This window comes from Yersinia proxima (genome assembly GCF_902170785.1).
Lineage (GTDB): Bacteria > Pseudomonadota > Gammaproteobacteria > Enterobacterales > Enterobacteriaceae > Yersinia > Yersinia proxima.
Window position 1 is genome coordinate 313,408 of sequence record NZ_CABHYG010000011.1, and the last position, 17,097, is coordinate 330,504.

A 17,097-nucleotide genomic window follows, 5' to 3' on the forward strand; every position below is an offset into this window, starting at 1 on the left:
TTATCCCTACCTGGAAAGACAATAATAAAAGTGCTGGATCCACCCAGATTTATTTATTATCCGGTATGGATATAAAAAAGATTTCTGCCCATTCAATCAGTTGCGGCTGTATCCTTATACATATTCAGGAATAAGGTGACGCCCAAGAAAGAACGCGCACTATGTTATTGCAAATAATAATACTTCTCAATATTATTTGTATTCATATAAAAATAACAAATGTATTAGATTTATGACAACGTAAAACGAAGGGGAAGCGTGCCGTTGGGGTCGTAGTGGCGTAAGCCACCGGAGTGCCCCGAGGTGCGGTAAACCCTTTACTCACTGAGTTATCAATAGCTTTGTCATTAATCTCAAATGTATTTAACCTGACCACATGCGGGCATACCTTGGCGCGATGAGTGGTGAATAGACTTGGGCAATGAAATCAAGAGGATTGAGTGTGAGCACGACAAATGAACATCCTGATAGCCAACGCTTGCTAGCAGACCCTTTAGCCGGTAGTGAATCGTGGTGGCAGCAGATTGCACAGTGGGGAACACCGCTGGTAGAGCCGATATCTGAGGATAAAGTCAGACTGACATTTCTTTGGCGGGAGCCGGTAGCTGGGGCAGATGAACCTACTTATAGTCGTGTCTACATTGATGTTAACGGCGTGACAGACCATCACAGTACTCATCCTGAAACCCTACATCACCTGGGCCAAACCAACGTTTGGTATTGGCAGGCTGAAGTGGAATCTGATTTCCGCGGCAGCTACAGTTTTATGCCAGTCACTGCGGAACATTGCCTGAATTTACCTGAGGGAACGCCACAAGAACGCCGGCAGGCACAGCGTAATTGGTGGATCTCCTTGATGGATTTGGCACAAAACGATCCGTTCAATCACACCGCCCCCCATGCCAGCTATCGCGGAAGGCCACTTTCTGCGGTGCATTTAGTTGATGCCCTACCTCAGACCGCCTGGCAGCCTATTGATGCAGGCCAGCAACTGCCAACGGATACGCAACGGCTGCAATTAATTACCTGGCATAGCAAATTGCTAGGTAACAGCCGCAATGTATGGATTTACCACACACAGGGCACGGCAGATAACGCCGAGCGGCCATTGGCTATCTTGCTTGATGGGCAGTATTGGGCAACCAGGCAACCGATATTCGGTGTGCTGGATAATGAAACTGATGCCGGACGTTTGCCCGCCAGTGTGTATGTGCTGATCGACATTATTGACCAGCCCCATCGCTCAGTAGAGTTGCCTTGCAATCAGGATTTTTGGCAGGCGCTACAAACAGAATTATTGCCACAAGTTGCTGCGCTACAACCTTTTACTGACCAAGCCTCGCGTACCCTGGTGGCAGGGCAAAGTTTTGGTGGATTGGCCTCGCTATATGCCGGATTACATTGGCCGCAGCGTTTTGGTTGTGTGCTGAGTCAGTCCGGCTCCTTCTGGTGGCCGGATGTTGATAATTTTAAAGCTCTGACTGCCGGAACTGCCGAGCGTCAAGGCTGGCTGACCGAACAGGTTTACCAAGGTTTGGGTAATGCTCATCCATTGGATATTTTTATGGAGGCGGGTCGCCGTGAAGATGTGATTTATCAGGTTAATGAGGCCATGAGCGAGGCGCTGCGTCAGGCGGGGCATCGATTACATTATCGGATTTATAGCGGTGGGCATGATTCGCTGTGCTGGCGCGGTGGTTTGATTGATGGATTACACCGCTTGCTTGCCTACTAAAACCGAAGCCTAAATCACACCTTAAACCGCCCCTTTGGGATAACCAGAGGGGTGTGCGACACCGGATCATCAATGATCAAACAGGGCATACCAAAGACATGCTCCACCAGATCTGCGGTGATCACTTCGCGCGGTATTCCTTGGGTGACAATCTTTCCATCGCGCATGGCGATAATATGGGTGGCATAGCGGCAGGCATGATTCAGATCATGCAGCACAGCAACCAGGGTATGGTTATGCTGTTGATTAAGATTGCTAAACAATTCAAGCAAATCAATCTGATGGGCGATATCCAGATAGGTGGTCGGCTCATCCAATAACAGTAATGGTGTTTGCTGCGCCAGCACCATAGCTATCCAAACTCGCTGGCGTTGCCCGCCTGATAAAGCATCCACTGACCTGTCTGCCAGTTCACTGACACCCGTGGCCTGCATGGCATCGCTGACTGCTTGCTTATCAGCCTGTGTCCATTGCTGCAATAATTTCTGGTGGGGGTAACGGCCACGCGCCACCAGATCCAGCACACTGATCCCGTCCGGTGCTTGCGAGCTTTGTGGTAATAAGCCCAAATGGCGCGCAACATGCCGGGTATCAAGGCTGGTAATATTCTTACCATCCAAAATTACCTGACCTGCCTGTGGTTTCAGTAATCGACTCAAGGCGCGCAGCAGTGTCGATTTACCACAGGCATTGGGGCCGACGATAACCGTAAACTCACCATCAGGAATGGCGACACTCAGGTTTTCGCTGATTATCTTGCCGTCATAACCCAAAGTCAGCGCTTCGGCCCGCAAGCGAGAGGTAGGTGAAGTGGTGGAACTAGCATTACTCATGATCGTCCAGACTCGCGGATTAAAAGCCAAATAAGATACAGACCACCGATGCTGATAGTCACAACACCGACTGGCAATTGATTAGGTGAAAACAGGTGTTGGGCGCACAAATCAGCGGCAATCAATAACAGGGCTCCCATCAATGCAGAAGCGGTCAATGTCACTGATGATGTACCAGACAGGCGTTTGGCGATTTGCGGTGCGGCTAGCGCAATAAAGGAAATCGGCCCCGCCGCCGCCGTGACCGCTGCCATCAAAATGACGCCAATAGCCATCAGGCCCAACCGAGTTTTTTCAACTGGAACACCTAAAGCGCCCGCAGCATCATCGCCCATTTCCAGCAGCGGCATACGGCGGCTCAGTAACATAGCCACCACGGCGGCGATGGCAATAAATATCACTGATGGCAGGCCCTTTGCCCACGTCAAACCATTGAGAGAACCGGCTCCCCATGCGGCGGCAGTGATGGCGGCTTCCAATGAAGCGGTGATAGTCAGCCAGGTATTAAATGCGGTTAACATTGCGCCCATGGCAATACCGACAATAATCAGCCGAAAGCCCTGAATCCCCTGACGGTAGGCCAACAGATACACCGCGATAGCAGACAGCAATCCGCCCCCTAGCGCACTACTGGCAATCTCAAAATAGTTGCCATTGAACAGAGTAATCGCCACCAACGCGCCAGTATAAGCGCCTGCATTAAAGCCGATGATATCGGGGCTACCCAATGGGTTACGTACCAGAGACTGAAATATGGCACCACTGATCCCCAGTGCGGCCCCGAAAATCAACGCCATCATTGCACGCGGTAAACGCCATTGATTGACGATAATATTCGCCGCACCGCTGGCATGGCCGAATAAGGCTTCAAATACTTGCTCCGGAGTGAGCGGTAATGTACCGACCATTAAAGCCAGCATCGCCGCCAGCAAGCAGGCCAATAGCAGTAACCCGCCGACTATCAAGCTACGGGGCTGGATACGCAGATTAATGGGGCCATCAGGGCGGCCAAATAGCCACGGTGGAGTGGCGGGTTTCATAGTGCGGTCATCCTCTTATTACGGCGTACCAGCCAGATCAATAAAGGAGCGCCAATAAACGCTGTCACGATGGAAACCCGTAATTCACCGGGAACCAGAAAGCGTCCCACAATATCTGAAACTAATAGCAAAATGGGGGTCATAACCAAGGTGAAAGGGAGAACCCAGCACTGATTCGGCCCGACAATCCAGCGGGCAATATGTGGCACCATCAGGCCGACAAAGGCGATCGGGCCAACAGCGGCGGTAGCCGCACCACACAGCAAGGTCACTGTTACCACGGCCCAAAACTGGGTTTGGGCAATGCGTGCGCCAATTGCGGCGGCTAAATCTTCCCCCATGTGCATAGCATTGAGAGGGCGCGCCAATAGCAAGGCAATCACGCCGCCGAGAAGAATTGCGGGCGCGACTGCCGCTACTACCGACATATCACGGATATCCAGCGAGCCTGCTTGCCAGAAGCGAACCCGATCGTAGACCTGTGGATGTGTCAGTGAAATGCCGGTCGAGATCCCGAGTAATACTGCCCCGATAGCCACGCCAGAGAGTGTTAGACGCAAAGGGTCAACTCGCCCGCCGCCCTGAGTTCCGACCCAATACACCACCAGTGTGGTTATCATCGCGCCGATAAAGGCCGAAAGCATATAGCCGTGAATAGCATGAACGCCAAAAATAGTAATACCTATCACCACGGCAAAACTGGCTCCAGCATTGACCCCCAATATTCCCGGATCAGCCAGTGGGTTTCGAGTCAGGGCTTGAATGACGGCACCCGATAACCCCAAGGCGGCACCGGCGAGCACACCAATTAAGGTGCGGGGTAAGCGCGACTCCAGAATTAAGATACTGTCAGCATTGCTGTGTTCGCCCAGTAAACTTTGCCAGACTACTGAAAAGGGGATAGCTTTGGCACCGAGCATCAAGCTGGCGGCCATCACTAGTATCAATACAACAATGCTGGTTAGTAGCCAAAGCCCACGGCGAGGTGGCGTGTATTTACCGAGAGCAGGGGCAGGTTTGAGCCGCTTTGATGAAAATTGGTTTGGGGGAGCAGTCGCTGGCATTGTCACTCTTTTTAACAAATGCTGATTGTTTATAAATGGTTATCGTTTTGATTATCATTATTATTTTCTAATATATGTTAACACGACTTATTATGAGAATGCATGGGTAAAACCCCATGCTAAGTAAGATTAATATTCTCTTTATCGCCCTGCTTTAAGATGATTAAGACTTAGCCTTAAACATTTCCTCAAGCCGTGCTAACAATTTACTCGCACTGTAGTAATCCAATCGGAAGGTATCATAGCCTGCGGCATACACTCGATTGTGTTCAATTGCGGGGGTATGAGCCAAAAACTTATTACTTTTCAATGCGTCAATTGCTGGTTGATCGCCGGAAAACAGTAAAATAGTCTCGCCATTCAGGCCCTCGGCCAGCTTCTCTCCACCCAGTTGAATAATGTCTTTGCGGTGCCCCATACTGGTATTGCCTTTCACAGCATCAGGAATCTGAGCCAGTGTGAAGCCTAATTCCTGCAACAATTTTCCCTGCGCCGAATTTTCAGTCCACAAATTGGCGGTACTGTCTGCCGCTTGATAGACAAAGGCTGAGGTGGGTTGTGGTGGCAGCGTAATGTTCTGCTTTACCTCATTGAGTCGATGAGTGAATGTTGCAATGACTTGCTGCGCATCGGCCTCATGCCCTGTCGCCTGCCCAAGCAAAACCGCCAGCTCTTGCCAACTCTTGTCATCATAATTAATCACCAATGTTGGGGCGATAACCGACAACTGCTCATACAACTTCAACGCCGAATCTCCGCCAGTGGCAGAAATAATAATTAAATCTGGATTCATTCCCGCGACAGCTTCCGCATTCGGCTCTGTCTGGTATATCGGCACCAGTTTTTTAGCTTGGGCAACCTCTGACCATTGGGTAAAGAAACCTTGATTATCAGCCACGGTGGTATCAGGCACGGTCGCACCACTGGCAATGACTGGAGCGTTGATAGCCAGCAAGGTTCCGGTGATAGTGATGCTGGTGGAAACAATCCGCTTTGGTTGCTGGGTCAGTGTCACCGGGCCTTTCGCCGTTTCTACGGTACGAGTCCATGCTGCTGGCTTATTGTCTGTTGGCGAAGTGTGTTTTTCTTCCGCAGGTTTGCAAGCGGATAAGCTGAATATCAGACTCAGGCAAGCCAGTCCGGCCAGCCATAAACGCAATCCTTGGGATTGGATAGCATGTGGGTAACGGAACATATCACTGTCTGCTCATATTGTTTGAAAATAAGTCGTAATTTAGCACGCCAAAAATGAATAGTAGTAATTATTATTATCATTTATACGTGATTAATAATCACAGACTCTGTGTGGCTTGCCCAAGTGTTGGGGCCAGGCGACCAGATGCGATGTGATATGTCTAATCGCATCTGAATGAATAAAATGGTTATTCCTCTGGTCCTATTTTCTTGCTCAAAAAAACATCACACAAAACGATTTGAATAAATAGATTAATTTTTCTGTATATCGTGCCTGATGGTTTGATATGAATTTTTGTTAGTATTTTATTTATCGCGCCAAATCTTGTTTAATAAAATATTTAATTCTGTCAGTGCAAAAATGAGTAATAACCTATCTGTAATTAAATTAATTTGTTTGCTTATGATTTTTTAATTTAATCAAAAGAACGATGCTGTATTTATATTCAAAATAAACACATATTTTGTGCAAAACACTGAAATTTGTTAATGATTTTTAAATAAAAATAAACGATGATCATTTACATTTTAATAGGTGAAATCAATTGGTTAGTTATTATTGATCGGTGATCTTGATCTTTTGTATTGGTTTTATGCTATTTTACTGCTTAATCCTGATAATTAGCCTTTTCCCTGCGTAAATTATCAGCGATAAACACCTTGAAATCTCAAGGAAATAAACTAAAAAAATAAAACACAGGGGTATTCCCGTGACTTTTCTAAAACATATCACCATCAGGATGGCGTTATTATCTATTCTTGTTATATTTTTGTTGCTATGGGGAGGTGTTTCCACTTTCACATTATTTTCACTTAACCAATTAACTCATTCCTTACACCTGAGTTCAAGCCAACAGAAAAGCGTTAATATTATTAATCGGGGTAATGACCAGTATTTTCGTGTGGTCACTCGTTTAAATCGTGCTGCAGCTTATCGTCAAAGTGGAGCTATTGCCGATGCTGATCGTGAATTGGCCTCGGCAGGCGTCGCCCTGAAAAATACACAAGAAGCATTGCAGAAATTTAAGCTGCAATCTCATGAGGGGATGGAACCGTTACTGGCGGAAAAAACTATTCAAAGTTGGTCAATACTCTTGGATAAAGGGATTGAACCTATGTTTAAGGCGGTCAGTGAGAGCCGTTTTGCAGACTATAATCGCTTGTTTAACACTGAATATCCGCAATTCAGTCGTGAATTCGGTGCCACTATCGAGAAATACAATTCGGCAGTGGATCAATCAACAGAGGCGGCTAGCCTCCGGGTTGAAACCCTGGTTACATGGTGTGTGCGTGCGCTACTGGGGGCATTAATCGCCGGTATTATTATTCTGGTATTAACTGATCGCTATATTGTCAGCTATTTGGTGCGTCCACTGGATTCAATTAAGTTACATTTTAGCCGATTAGCGCAGGGGCAGTTAGGCAGGCCTATGGCTGAGTTTGGTCGTAACTGTGTTGGACAATTGATTCCTTATTTACGTGAGATGCAAAATAGTTTGGTCAATACGGTATCAACTATTCGTAATAGTACTGATGCGATATATACCGGTGCGGGTGAAATAGCCGCAGGAAATGCCGACCTCTCTTCGCGTACCGAGCAACAAGCTGCGGCATTAGAAGAAACCGCAGCCAGCATGGAACAGTTAAATGCGACGGTGAAACAGAATGCCGAGAATGCCCATCAAGCCAGTAAATTAGCAGAGAATGCTTCTACAACAGCCCAAAATGGGGGGCGCATTGTTAATGATGTCGTTGCGACCATGAGCAGCATTACCGAAAGCTCACGCCGCATCGCCGATATTATCGGCGTGATAAACAGCATCGCATTCCAAACTAATATCCTGGCATTAAACGCGGCGGTTGAAGCAGCACGCGCCGGTGAACAAGGGCGTGGTTTTGCTGTGGTCGCAAGCGAAGTCCGCAATTTAGCACAACGCAGTGCACAGGCTGCTAAGGAAATTGAAGGGCTTATCAGTGAGTCGGTATCCCGAGTAAATATGGGGTCGCAGCAAGTCTCGAAAGCAGGGGAAACCATGAACAGTATTGTCCAGGCAGTGACAAATGTGACTGATATTATGGGGGAAATTGCTTCTGCTTCTGATGAGCAAAGCCGTGGGATTAGCCAAATTGGTCAGGCGGTTGCAGAAATGGATGGTGTCACGCAGCAAAATGCCTCATTGGTACAAGAGTCTGCCGCCGCCGCGGCTTCTTTAGAAGAACAGGCACGTCAATTGACGGAAGCGGTTGCCGTTTTTTCTTTGTCGGATAATACGCAGGCTGCTTAATAATATTAATTAAAATTATTCCCACCCTGTTAGCAAGACGCTGACGGGGTGTTTTCTTTTGATTTTATTATATTAATCTTTTAATTTTTTTTTAATTTATTTATTTTGATTTATCAGGATATAGTCATTGTATTATCAATAAAGATACCAACTTACGTAATTTCAGTGGTTTTTTTAACACCTAAAATATTTATTGAACATAAGTATTATAATAAAAACAAACTAATACAGATAGTTAGGTGCTTGATGCAGTTATAGTACCCAATAGCCAAGACCAGAAATAATCATGATAATTAATAACAAACTGGCAGACAGGCGCTTACTATTGAATATGTCTCTTGGCTGCATGATTTCACTTGGTGTTGATATTGGTGCGTGATGAACCGGCACAATGGCTATAGCTTGCGTCATTAAAGTTTGTTCTGTTTTGGGTTTATCAGGTTCAATCTCGGTTTTTTCGCCAATCGTTTTGCAAAATGTGGGATCTATTAGATAGCCCATTTTGGGGATGGTTTTAATAATGCGCCGCTGTTTATTTCTGTCACCCAGAGCCACTCGTAAAGTGTGAATGGCATTAGGCAGACTGTTATCACCAATAACCCTGTCCTGCCATACAAGATGGGTTAATTTCTCACGAGACAAAACTTCACCGGCATGTTCCAGTAATACTGTGATGAGTTTTAGCTGATACTCACCCAAGCGTTTTTGTTCTTGCGTTATTTGGTGAGTAATAAAACCTGAGGTCAAGTCAATTGACCAATGATTAACGATATATATGTAGTTTTTCATATTGTTTTTGGACGACCCCAGTTAAATAGACGCGTTAATATTTTTCATCATCAGGGATAAAAGGTGCTTACCCTTGGTGAAGGGTAAATCATGATTGTGGGAAGCGTCTTTAATAAACTGGGGAATCTCGTCAAAGTCACTTGTGATACCGGCTATAGGCGTATTTTAGCGATTAATTACTTATCAATTTCTCTATTGAACAGGGTATCTTGCATCTATGTTTAAATTATTAATAAAATCAATTAATTGAGTGTCATTGTGTATTGGAAAAACACAGGAAGTGATGATTCTAATAACGGTATCAAGGACTAAAAATGGATAGTAAAAAAGTAATATCTTCTCTATGGATAGGATTGTTTATATTGTTAATTATTTCAGTCAGCATAATGTTATTTAGTGCTAATCCGCTCTGGATGAAGTTAAACCGCGAGTTAATGATCGCCAGTAAATCTTTGGTTCGTGGCGATACAGCAGTTCAATTCGTAGAACTTAAGAATATGGTTATTACTCTGGATGATAATAAATCTGAGCGCTATTTGCAGCTGGAGTTAGGTATTGTCAGCGGCGATGGCGATGATGGTGAAATAAATGTGTTAGATACTCAAATGATTCAGTGGTAAGGGAGGTTGCTAACCCTCCCTATAATTTGAAACATGGTGGATATTTAGCGCGGCGTAATAGTGACCGTATTGCCGTGCGTCGCAATAGTCACCCGTTGACCCGGCTGGAACTGCGTTACTCCTTGAGCCTGAACTACCAGGAAGGTCGTTCCGTTATCACGGCGCACTTCCAATTCGACTCCACTATTGCGGTTCATCATGCTCTGGACTTGTTGACCAACAACCCCACCCGCAACCGCCCCAGCTGCTGTCCCGAGGCGTCGGCCTGTTCCGCCACCAATGGTATTACCGAGGAATCCGCCGACCACCGCGCCGCCAACGGCACCGGCAATATTATTGCCATCTCCACCCTGAATCGTGACCGGGCGTACCGAAACCAGAGTCCCGTAACTGACGGCCTGAGCCTGACCGGCTTGAGAACTGCTGAATGTGTCGCCTGAAAGAGTATTATTATTGGCGCAACCACTGAGTGTGGCAACGGCGATAGCAACAGCAATGAGTGGCTTAATCATAGAGACCCTTCCTGGTTAAAGTTGTTGCCAGATAACATTTATCACATAACCGGTTGAATAGTGACCGGTAAATTAATCATAGCACGACTTGCTTTGCCATAAATTGATTCATGCACAAAATACATAATTAACTCATTATATTTCAGCCGTTATCCCATGATGATCCGTTTTGTAACATTAAGATGTGCGGCTAAAAAGGGTAAAAACACCGGTAACAAATCTTCAAACTGAATGAAATTGATAAAAATCTTATGGCCGCCAGATTTAACAATTCATATTAGTGTCGCTGTTAAATTAATTATAAATTGCTAGGTCAGATTTATATTTACGAATTTTTCTCATTTCATTTTTTATGAAAGTGAAATTTTTGTTTCTAGTTAAGTAACTAAAAAAACTAATAATTAATTAAATTCATTATAGCGAATCGCCCTTTTGAGCCTAATGATATTCAATTGTATTAACCCGCGTCATATTGCTACCTGACAGATTTTTAAATTTCTGGCAAATGAAATAGTTGCTGAAACGGTTTTAGTTCACAGATATTTCCCCCATCCACATTCAATCAATTTCCATTGATAAAGATCAACTTAATTAAAGTTGCAGAGTTACAAACTATTAACAGAAAGCCACGTTTTTTATGGGGATATACCCATTGTTAATATCGGGTATGTGAACAATAGAATAATAATACAGGGGAAAAAAACATGCTTTCCCAGCATGGCGTTAACCGTCGTGATTTTATGAAGCTCTGTGCCGCATTGGCGGCCACCATGGGTCTCAGCAGCAAGGCTGCCGCTGAAATTGCCAACACCGTCAGTTCACCCCAGCGTCCACCGGTTATCTGGATTGGCGCTCAGGAGTGTACCGGTTGTACTGAATCACTGTTACGTTCAACTCACCCGACCATTGAGAACCTGCTGTTGAGTGTTATCTCGATGGAGTATCACGAAGTGCTCTCTGCCGCTTTTGGTGAGCAAGCGGAGGAGAATAAACACCGGGCCATCGAGCAGTACAAAGGGAAATATGTGCTGGTGGTGGATGGGTCGATTCCACTGAAAGACGGTGGAATTTACTGCATGGTGGCGGGTAAACCGATTGTTGAGCATATCCGTGAAGCAGCAGAACATGCGGCGGCGATTATTGCTATTGGTTCCTGTTCCGCCTGGGGCGGTGTGCCAGCGACCGGCGGTAACCCAACTGGCGCGGTGAGTTTGCAAGCGGCGCTACCGGGTAAAACCGTGATAAATATCCCCGGCTGTCCACCCAATCCTCATAATTTTCTGGCAACAGTGGCTCATATCATTACCTTCGGGCGGGCACCGGCATTGGACAGCAAAAACCGTCCGACCTTTGCTTATGGCCGCTTGATCCATGAAAACTGCGAGCGCCGACCACACTTTGATGCGGGCCGTTTTGCCCGTCAGTTTGGCGATGAAGGTCATCGGCAGGGCTGGTGCCTTTATCATCTCGGCTGCAAAGGGCCGGAGACCTACGGTAACTGCCCGACACTGGAGTTCTGCGATGTTGGCGGCGGGATTTGGCCGGTGGGGATTGGGCACCCTTGCTATGGCTGTAATGAAGAAGGGATTGGTTTCACTAAAGGCATCGCCCAACTGGCGAATGTTGAGAACCCGACACCGCGTGCTGAAAAACCTCTGATTCATAATCCGGAAGGCGGCGAGATTTCGACGACCGCGACGGCACTACTGGGCGGCGTGGTGGGATTGGTCGCCGGTGTCAGCCTGATGACGGTACGTGAACTGGGGCGGCAACAGAAGCAGCGCCGCAAAGATGACGATCACTCATCGCGGGAGGAATAGCCGTGAATCGACGTCACTTTTTCAAACTAGCCTCCGGCGGCGTGCTGTTGGCGGGGCTTTCCCCCAGCAGCAAAGCTGAGGTACAAAATCGGCCACCGATCCCCGGTGCGCTGGGCATGTTGTATGACTCCACGTTATGTGTTGGTTGTCAGGCCTGCGTGAGCAAATGTCAGCAGGTCAACCACAGTGAGATCTATGCCAGTGGTGACGCCCTTTGGGCGGATAACGACAAACTCAGCCCCTACACCAACAATATCATTCAGGTCTGGACCAGCGGCGCGGGCATTCATAAAGATCAATTGGAAGACGGCTACGCCTATATCAAAAAGCAATGCATGCACTGCGTTGATCCAAACTGTGTTTCCGTCTGCCCGGTTAGTGCGCTGCGCAAAGATGCTAAAACCGGCATTGTTCACTATGACCCGGATGTCTGCACCGGCTGCCGCTACTGCATGGTCGGCTGCCCGTTCAATGTGCCGAAATACGATTATCACAACCCGTTTGGCAAGATTCATAAATGTGAATTGTGCAACCAGAAGGGCGTCGAGCGGCTTGATAAAGGCGGCTTACCCGGCTGTGTCGAGGTCTGTCCGACTGGAGCGGTGATATTTGGTACCCGCGAAGAATTGCTGTCAGAAGCACAACGGCGGTTGACGCTAAAACCGGGCGAGAATTACCGCTTCCCGCGCCAAACACTCAGCGCCAATGACACCTACGAGCATCCGGTTGCCCACTATGACCCGCATGTTTATGGCGAGAAAGAGGGCGGCGGCACTCAGGTATTGGTGCTGGCTGGTATTCCGACCGAGAAACTTGATTTACCCCCTCTGGCAGAACTGGCGACTGGCGCGCGTTCTGAGCATGTCCAGCACACCTTGTACAAAGGCATGATCCTGCCGCTGGCGGTATTGGCGGGGGTTACCGCGTTGGTGCATCGCAATACCCGTGATGAGCGCCAAGACAGCGATACTGACCAGCACGATAAAAAGGACGGCCATGATGACGATGCATAAATCCAGCCCACTGGGTGGGCGGCTGGTCAGTTGGCCGGTAATGCTGCTAGCGCCTTTTGTCGTGCTGTGCGCACTGTTGATTGTCAAACGTTTGGTGCTGGGCTTGGGGTCGGTCAGTGACTTGAATGGCGGCTTCCCGTGGGGGATCTGGATAGCTTTCGACTTACTGGTCGGCACCGGTTTGGCGTGCGGCGGTTGGGCATTGGCCTGGGCGGTTTACGTATTCAATCGGGGCGAATATCACCCGCTGGTGCGCCCGGCGCTACTCGCCAGTTTGTTTGGTTACGCGCTCGGTGGGCTTTCCATCACCATCGATGTGGGTCGTTACTGGAACTTGCCTTACTTCTTTATTCCCGGCCATTTCAACGTCAATTCGGTGCTATTCGAAACCGCCGTCTGTATGACCATTTATATCGGCGTGATGGCCGTGGAGTTTGCTCCGGCGCTGTTTGAACGGTTGGGGTGGAAAGTTTCGCTGAAGCGGCTGAACAAAGTGATGTTTTTTGTTATCGCGCTCGGTGCGCTGCTGCCGACCATGCATCAGTCTTCAATGGGATCATTAATGATCGCCGCCGGTGCCAAGATCCATCCGTTATGGCAAAGCTACGAGATGTTGCCACTATTCTCCTTGTTAACCGCCGCCATTTTGGGCTTCTCGATTGTTATTTTCGAAGGCTCGCTGGTACAGGCCGGATTACGGGGACGGGGAGCCAATGAAGCGCCATTATTCACACGATTAACCACCATCATCGACGTCTTTTTACTGCTGTTTATCCTGCTACGTCTCGGTGAAGTTATGGTGCGCCATAAGACGGAATACCTGTGGCATTTTGACCGCTATGCCATCGCTTTCTGGGCTGAAATTGTCCTGATGGCTTTGCCACTACTGATCTTCCGTATTCGGCGGGCCAGAGAAGATAGCCGGTTACTGTTTATCGGGGCGCTGTGCATGATAAGTGGTGGAGCGCTGTGGCGGCTCAATTACTCACTCTTAGCCTTCAACCCCGGCGGCGGCTATAACTACTTTCCCACCACCAGTGAAATCCTGATCTCCATCGGCTTCGTTGCCATTGAGGTCTGTGCTTACATTTTATTGATTCGACTGTTGCCGGTGCTTCCTGCTCACGGACAGTTACATAAGAATAATCAGACAGAGGTAAAGCATGAGCCAACGCATCACCATTGATCCCGTCACCCGTATTGAGGGGCACTTACGGATCGACTGCGAAATTGAGGACGGCAAAGTCATTAAAGCCTGGTCCTCCGGCACCATGTGGCGTGGCATGGAAGAAATTTTACAAGGCAATGACCCGCGCGATGCCTGGATGATTGTGCAGCGCATTTGCGGCGTCTGTACCACCATTCACGCCATTGCTTCAGTGCGGGCGGTGGAAAATGCATTAGGGATGGAAGTGCCGGTTAATGCTCAGCATATCCGTAACTTGATTCTGGCCGCACACAGCATTCATGACCATATTGTGCATTTCTATCAACTCTCGGCACTGGATTGGGTGGATGTCACCTCGGCGCTGCAAGCCTCACCGCAAAAGGCGGCCGCGATGCTGAGTGGGTTGTCCAGTTGGCCGTTGAACAGTGCTGAAGAGTTCACCCGCGTGCAGCAGAAAATCAAAGATTTGGTCGCCAGTGGGCAGTTAGGTATTTTTGCCAACGGCTATTGGGGCCATCCGGCGATGGCATTGCCGCCAGAGGTCAATTTGATTGCGGTGGCACATTATCTGCAAGCGCTGGAGTGCCAGCGCGATGCTAACCGTATAGTGGCGGTGCTCGGCGGTAAAACACCGCATATTCAGAATCTGGCAGTGGGCGGGGTTGCCAACCCCATTAATCTGGATATGCCAAGTGTGCTCAATCTGGAACGCCTAATGTTGGTGAAATCTTTTATTGACCGGTTGGGCAGCTTTATTGAGCAGGTTTATAAGGTCGATACCGCGGTGATCGCTGCTCACTATCCGAACTGGCTCAATCTGGGCAAAGGGGCGGATTACTACCTTAGCGTGCCGGAGCTGCCAACCGATCGTAAAGGGGAAAACTTCCTGTTGCCGGGGGGATATCTGGAAAAGGGGTCTTTCCGCCCGATTGCCAATCACAACGATCCGTACTTGATCAAAGGTATTGCCGAGAGCGGCAAACACGCCTGGTATCAGGACGACGAACCGCTGGCACCGTGGGAGGGGAAAACCAACCCGAATTACACCGGCTGGCAGGAAGATGGCAAATATTCGTGGGTAAAAGCGCCCACTTTCTACGGTAAGACGGTGGAGGTGGGGCCGTTGGCGTGGCTGATGTGCGGGCTGGCCGCCGGACATGCGCCGACGAAACAGCATTTCACTGACATCGGTGCGGCTTACCAAAAACTGAGCGGGCAGGCCATTACCGCCGAACAGTTGCCATCGACTCTGGGGCGCATTATTGGCCGTGCGGTGCATTGCTGTGTGCTGCATGAAACCCTGGCCCAGCAATGGACGGCACTGGTCACCAATATTGGTACTGGTGATGTCGAAACCTTTATCAAGCCAGATATTCCTTTGAATGGCGAAATCCGTGGTGTGGGTTTTGAAGAAGCGCCGCGCGGCATGTTGTCGCACTGGGTAGTTATCAAGGATGGCAAAATCGCCAACTATCAGGCGGTGGTGCCATCAACCTGGAATGCTGGCCCACGCAATTATAACGATGAGCCGGGGCCATACGAGCAAGCGCTGGTGGGGACACCGGTTGCCGATCCTGCCAAACCACTCGAAGTGGTGCGGACCATTCACTCATTCGACCCGTGTATGTCCTGTGCTGTACATATTGTTGATACAACGGGCAACGAAGTGACCAAAGTCAAGGTGCTGTGATGGGGATTTTGGTATTAGGTATAGGCAATTTATTACTCAGCGATGAAGCTGTCGGTGTGCGAATTGTTGAAGCGCTGGAGCAGCGCTTTCACATCCCACCGGAGCTTGACGTGCTGGATGGTGGCACGGCTGGGCTGGAACTGATGGACGCTATGGCGAATCGCGAGCATTTGATTGTGGCTGATGCGGTGCTGACCGGGCAACCACCGGGCAGTGTTGCGGTGCTGCGTGATAAAGAGATCCCGGCGATGTTTAGCCGCAAAGTGTCACCGCATCAGTTGGGGTTATGTGATGTGCTGATGGCTCTGCAATTGACCGATGAGTTCCCGCGCCAGCTCACTCTGGTGGGGGTGGTGCCCGAATCACTGGCACCGAATATCGGCCTGACGCCAACGGTCACGCGGGCCATAGAGCCAGCGCTGGAACAGATTCTGGCAGCATTACAGGCCAGTGGGATCACCCTCAAGGCACGAGAAGAAAGTCATGTTTGATGTCATTGCCGGTCATGAACAAAACCCAACGGCATTGCTGGAACAGGTTTTCGGCCAGGTGGCTGCCGATGAAATGCACGGCTTACCCTTTTACCGTGACCACATTCCGCTGCGCGCCTGCGGATTTCAGTTATTTGAGCAGCAATGGATCGGCGCGTTATTGACCCCGTGGATGCTGAGTTTAGTGGTATTACCGGGACCGCAGCAGAGCTGGCAACGTCGTGCAGTGGGGGAGCGGCTGATGCTGGCACTTCCTTGCGGCACTATTGGTTTTACTGTTAGTGAAATTGCTGGTTGCGGCCAGTATTTGAGCCGCTCATTGATGTCACCGCTGGACACCTCGCTCAGTGCTGAACGGGCGTTACAACTGGCGGAGCAAAGTGCGCGTATGGCGCTCTCACTGCCGGTAGTGGATACCGATGCCCCCGCCAACCCACGGCGGCGGGCGTTGTTTAACAAAGTTAGCCAAATAAAGAATCAGCATGCATGAAATCAGTTTGTGTCTCAGCACGCTGGAGCTGATTGAAAAACAGGCGCGGCTTAATGGTGCCACGCGGATAACCGCGGTCTGGCTGGAAATTGGCGCGCTCTCCTGTATTGAAGAGAGTGCCTTACGCTTCAGTTTTGAGGCCGCCAGCCGCCAAACACTGGCAGCAAATTGCCAATTGCATCTCAGCTACTTGCCCGCAGTGGCCTGGTGTTGGGAATGCAGCAACAGTGTTGCCATTGAACGGCATGATGCCGGGTGCCCGCATTGCGGCAGCCATGCTCTGCAAGTAGAGAGTGGCAGCAATTTGCAGGTGAAACAGATAGAAGTGGAATAATTCTGAAGGAGTGAATTCC

The 17,097-nt window shown here is 48.8% G+C and carries 15 protein-coding genes and 1 pseudogene; 10 read left to right on the forward strand and 6 right to left on the reverse strand.

Annotated features, from left to right (window positions below; translation table 11 throughout):
- The first annotated feature begins 442 nt into the window (after positions 1-442).
- Positions 443-1,735 (forward strand): enterochelin esterase, encoded by a 1,293-nt coding sequence (fes, locus tag FTB31_RS10345; protein ID WP_227726777.1) that lies wholly within the window; start codon positions 443-445, stop codon positions 1,733-1,735.
- Between the two features lie 14 nt (positions 1,736-1,749).
- On the opposite strand, the gene FTB31_RS10350 is transcribed toward fes, so the two are convergent.
- From FTB31_RS10350 to fepB, 4 genes are all read right to left on the reverse strand, one after another.
- Positions 1,750-2,568 (reverse strand): ABC transporter ATP-binding protein, encoded by an 819-nt coding sequence (locus FTB31_RS10350; protein WP_227731355.1) that lies wholly within the window; start codon positions 2,566-2,568, stop codon positions 1,750-1,752.
- Entirely contained in the window at positions 2,565-3,608 is a 1,044-nt protein-coding gene (gene fepG / locus FTB31_RS10355; RefSeq protein WP_227726779.1) for an iron-enterobactin ABC transporter permease, read from the reverse strand. Before fepG ends, FTB31_RS10350 begins: the two co-directional genes overlap by 4 nt.
- The gene (gene fepD / locus FTB31_RS10360; protein WP_227731356.1) at positions 3,605-4,672 is read right to left on the reverse strand and encodes a Fe(3+)-siderophore ABC transporter permease; all 1,068 of its coding nucleotides are present in this window, start codon (positions 4,670-4,672) and stop codon (positions 3,605-3,607) included. The genes fepG and fepD overlap by 4 nt, the downstream gene beginning before the upstream one ends.
- Positions 4,673-4,835: 163 nt before the next feature.
- On the reverse strand, positions 4,836-5,867 hold the full coding sequence (gene fepB, locus FTB31_RS10365) for a Fe2+-enterobactin ABC transporter substrate-binding protein (protein WP_050077145.1): 1,032 nt from the start codon (positions 5,865-5,867) through the stop codon (positions 4,836-4,838).
- A 709-nt stretch (positions 5,868-6,576) separates the two neighbouring features.
- Here fepB and FTB31_RS10370 point away from each other — a divergent pair.
- Positions 6,577-8,151, forward strand: coding sequence for a methyl-accepting chemotaxis protein (locus FTB31_RS10370; protein WP_050077146.1), 1,575 nt, complete (start codon positions 6,577-6,579; stop codon positions 8,149-8,151).
- Positions 8,152-8,612: 461 nt separating this feature from the next.
- On the opposite strand, the pseudogene FTB31_RS10375 reads toward FTB31_RS10370, so the two are convergent.
- Positions 8,613-8,940 (reverse strand): annotated as a pseudogene (locus tag FTB31_RS10375) (winged helix-turn-helix domain-containing protein); the annotation flags it as partial.
- A gap of 314 nt (positions 8,941-9,254) precedes the next feature.
- Between FTB31_RS10375 and FTB31_RS10380 the strand changes: the two are divergent.
- Entirely contained in the window at positions 9,255-9,560 is a 306-nt protein-coding gene (locus tag FTB31_RS10380; RefSeq protein WP_175631742.1) for a hypothetical protein, read from the forward strand.
- A 44-nt stretch (positions 9,561-9,604) separates the two neighbouring features.
- Here FTB31_RS10380 and FTB31_RS10385 read toward each other — a convergent pair whose 3' ends face one another.
- Positions 9,605-10,072, reverse strand: a complete 468-nt coding sequence (locus FTB31_RS10385) for an outer membrane lipoprotein (protein ID WP_005157253.1) — start codon at positions 10,070-10,072, stop codon at positions 9,605-9,607.
- A 704-nt stretch (positions 10,073-10,776) separates the two neighbouring features.
- Between FTB31_RS10385 and hybO the strand changes: the two genes are divergently transcribed.
- From hybO to hypA, 7 genes are read left to right on the forward strand one after another with little or no spacing between them, the layout of a single operon-like run.
- Positions 10,777-11,892, forward strand: a complete 1,116-nt coding sequence (gene hybO, locus FTB31_RS10390) for a hydrogenase 2 small subunit (RefSeq protein ID WP_050077148.1) — start codon at positions 10,777-10,779, stop codon at positions 11,890-11,892.
- A gap of 2 nt (positions 11,893-11,894) precedes the next feature.
- Positions 11,895-12,905: a hydrogenase 2 operon protein HybA gene (gene hybA / locus FTB31_RS10395; RefSeq protein ID WP_077175163.1), complete on the forward strand. Its 1,011-nt coding sequence runs from the start codon at positions 11,895-11,897 to the stop codon at positions 12,903-12,905.
- On the forward strand, positions 12,892-14,091 hold the full coding sequence (gene hybB, locus FTB31_RS10400; RefSeq protein ID WP_174849976.1) for a Ni/Fe-hydrogenase cytochrome b subunit: 1,200 nt from the start codon (positions 12,892-12,894) through the stop codon (positions 14,089-14,091). The genes hybA and hybB overlap by 14 nt, the downstream gene beginning before the upstream one ends.
- Positions 14,069-15,763: a hydrogenase 2 large subunit gene (hybC, locus tag FTB31_RS10405; protein WP_077175162.1), complete on the forward strand. Its 1,695-nt coding sequence runs from the start codon at positions 14,069-14,071 to the stop codon at positions 15,761-15,763. Before hybB ends, hybC begins: the two co-directional genes overlap by 23 nt.
- A complete protein-coding gene (locus FTB31_RS10410; RefSeq protein WP_050077152.1) occupies positions 15,763-16,254 on the forward strand; it encodes a HyaD/HybD family hydrogenase maturation endopeptidase in 492 nt (163 codons plus the stop codon). Before hybC ends, FTB31_RS10410 begins: the two co-directional genes overlap by 1 nt.
- Entirely contained in the window at positions 16,247-16,744 is a 498-nt protein-coding gene (gene hybE / locus FTB31_RS10415) for a hydrogenase-2 assembly chaperone (RefSeq protein WP_077175161.1), read from the forward strand. The genes FTB31_RS10410 and hybE overlap by 8 nt, the downstream gene beginning before the upstream one ends.
- Positions 16,737-17,078: a hydrogenase maturation nickel metallochaperone HypA gene (gene hypA / locus FTB31_RS10420; protein ID WP_050077154.1), complete on the forward strand. Its 342-nt coding sequence runs from the start codon at positions 16,737-16,739 to the stop codon at positions 17,076-17,078. Before hybE ends, hypA begins: the two co-directional genes overlap by 8 nt.
- Positions 17,079-17,097 lie beyond the last annotated feature (19 nt).

Bases quoted from the DNA above. Each gene is read 5' to 3' on its own strand.
- hybO (WP_050077148.1), top strand. From the start codon at position 10,777: ATGCTTTCCCAGCATGGCGTTAACCGTCGTGATTTTATGAAGCTCTGT.
- FTB31_RS10410 (WP_050077152.1), top strand. From the start codon at position 15,763: ATGGGGATTTTGGTATTAGGTATAGGCAATTTATTACTCAGCGATGAA.
- FTB31_RS10385 (WP_005157253.1), bottom strand. From the start codon at position 10,072: ATGATTAAGCCACTCATTGCTGTTGCTATCGCCGTTGCCACACTCAGT.
- hypA (WP_050077154.1), top strand. From the start codon at position 16,737: ATGCATGAAATCAGTTTGTGTCTCAGCACGCTGGAGCTGATTGAAAAA.
- fepB (WP_050077145.1), bottom strand. From the start codon at position 5,867: ATGTTCCGTTACCCACATGCTATCCAATCCCAAGGATTGCGTTTATGG.
- hybE (WP_077175161.1), top strand. From the start codon at position 16,247: ATGTTTGATGTCATTGCCGGTCATGAACAAAACCCAACGGCATTGCTG.
- FTB31_RS10350 (WP_227731355.1), bottom strand. From the start codon at position 2,568: ATGAGTAATGCTAGTTCCACCACTTCACCTACCTCTCGCTTGCGGGCC.
- fepD (WP_227731356.1), bottom strand. From the start codon at position 4,672: ATGCCAGCGACTGCTCCCCCAAACCAATTTTCATCAAAGCGGCTCAAA.
- fepG (WP_227726779.1), bottom strand. From the start codon at position 3,608: ATGAAACCCGCCACTCCACCGTGGCTATTTGGCCGCCCTGATGGCCCC.
- hybB (WP_174849976.1), top strand. From the start codon at position 12,892: ATGACGATGCATAAATCCAGCCCACTGGGTGGGCGGCTGGTCAGTTGG.
- FTB31_RS10380 (WP_175631742.1), top strand. From the start codon at position 9,255: ATGGATAGTAAAAAAGTAATATCTTCTCTATGGATAGGATTGTTTATA.
- hybC (WP_077175162.1), top strand. From the start codon at position 14,069: ATGAGCCAACGCATCACCATTGATCCCGTCACCCGTATTGAGGGGCAC.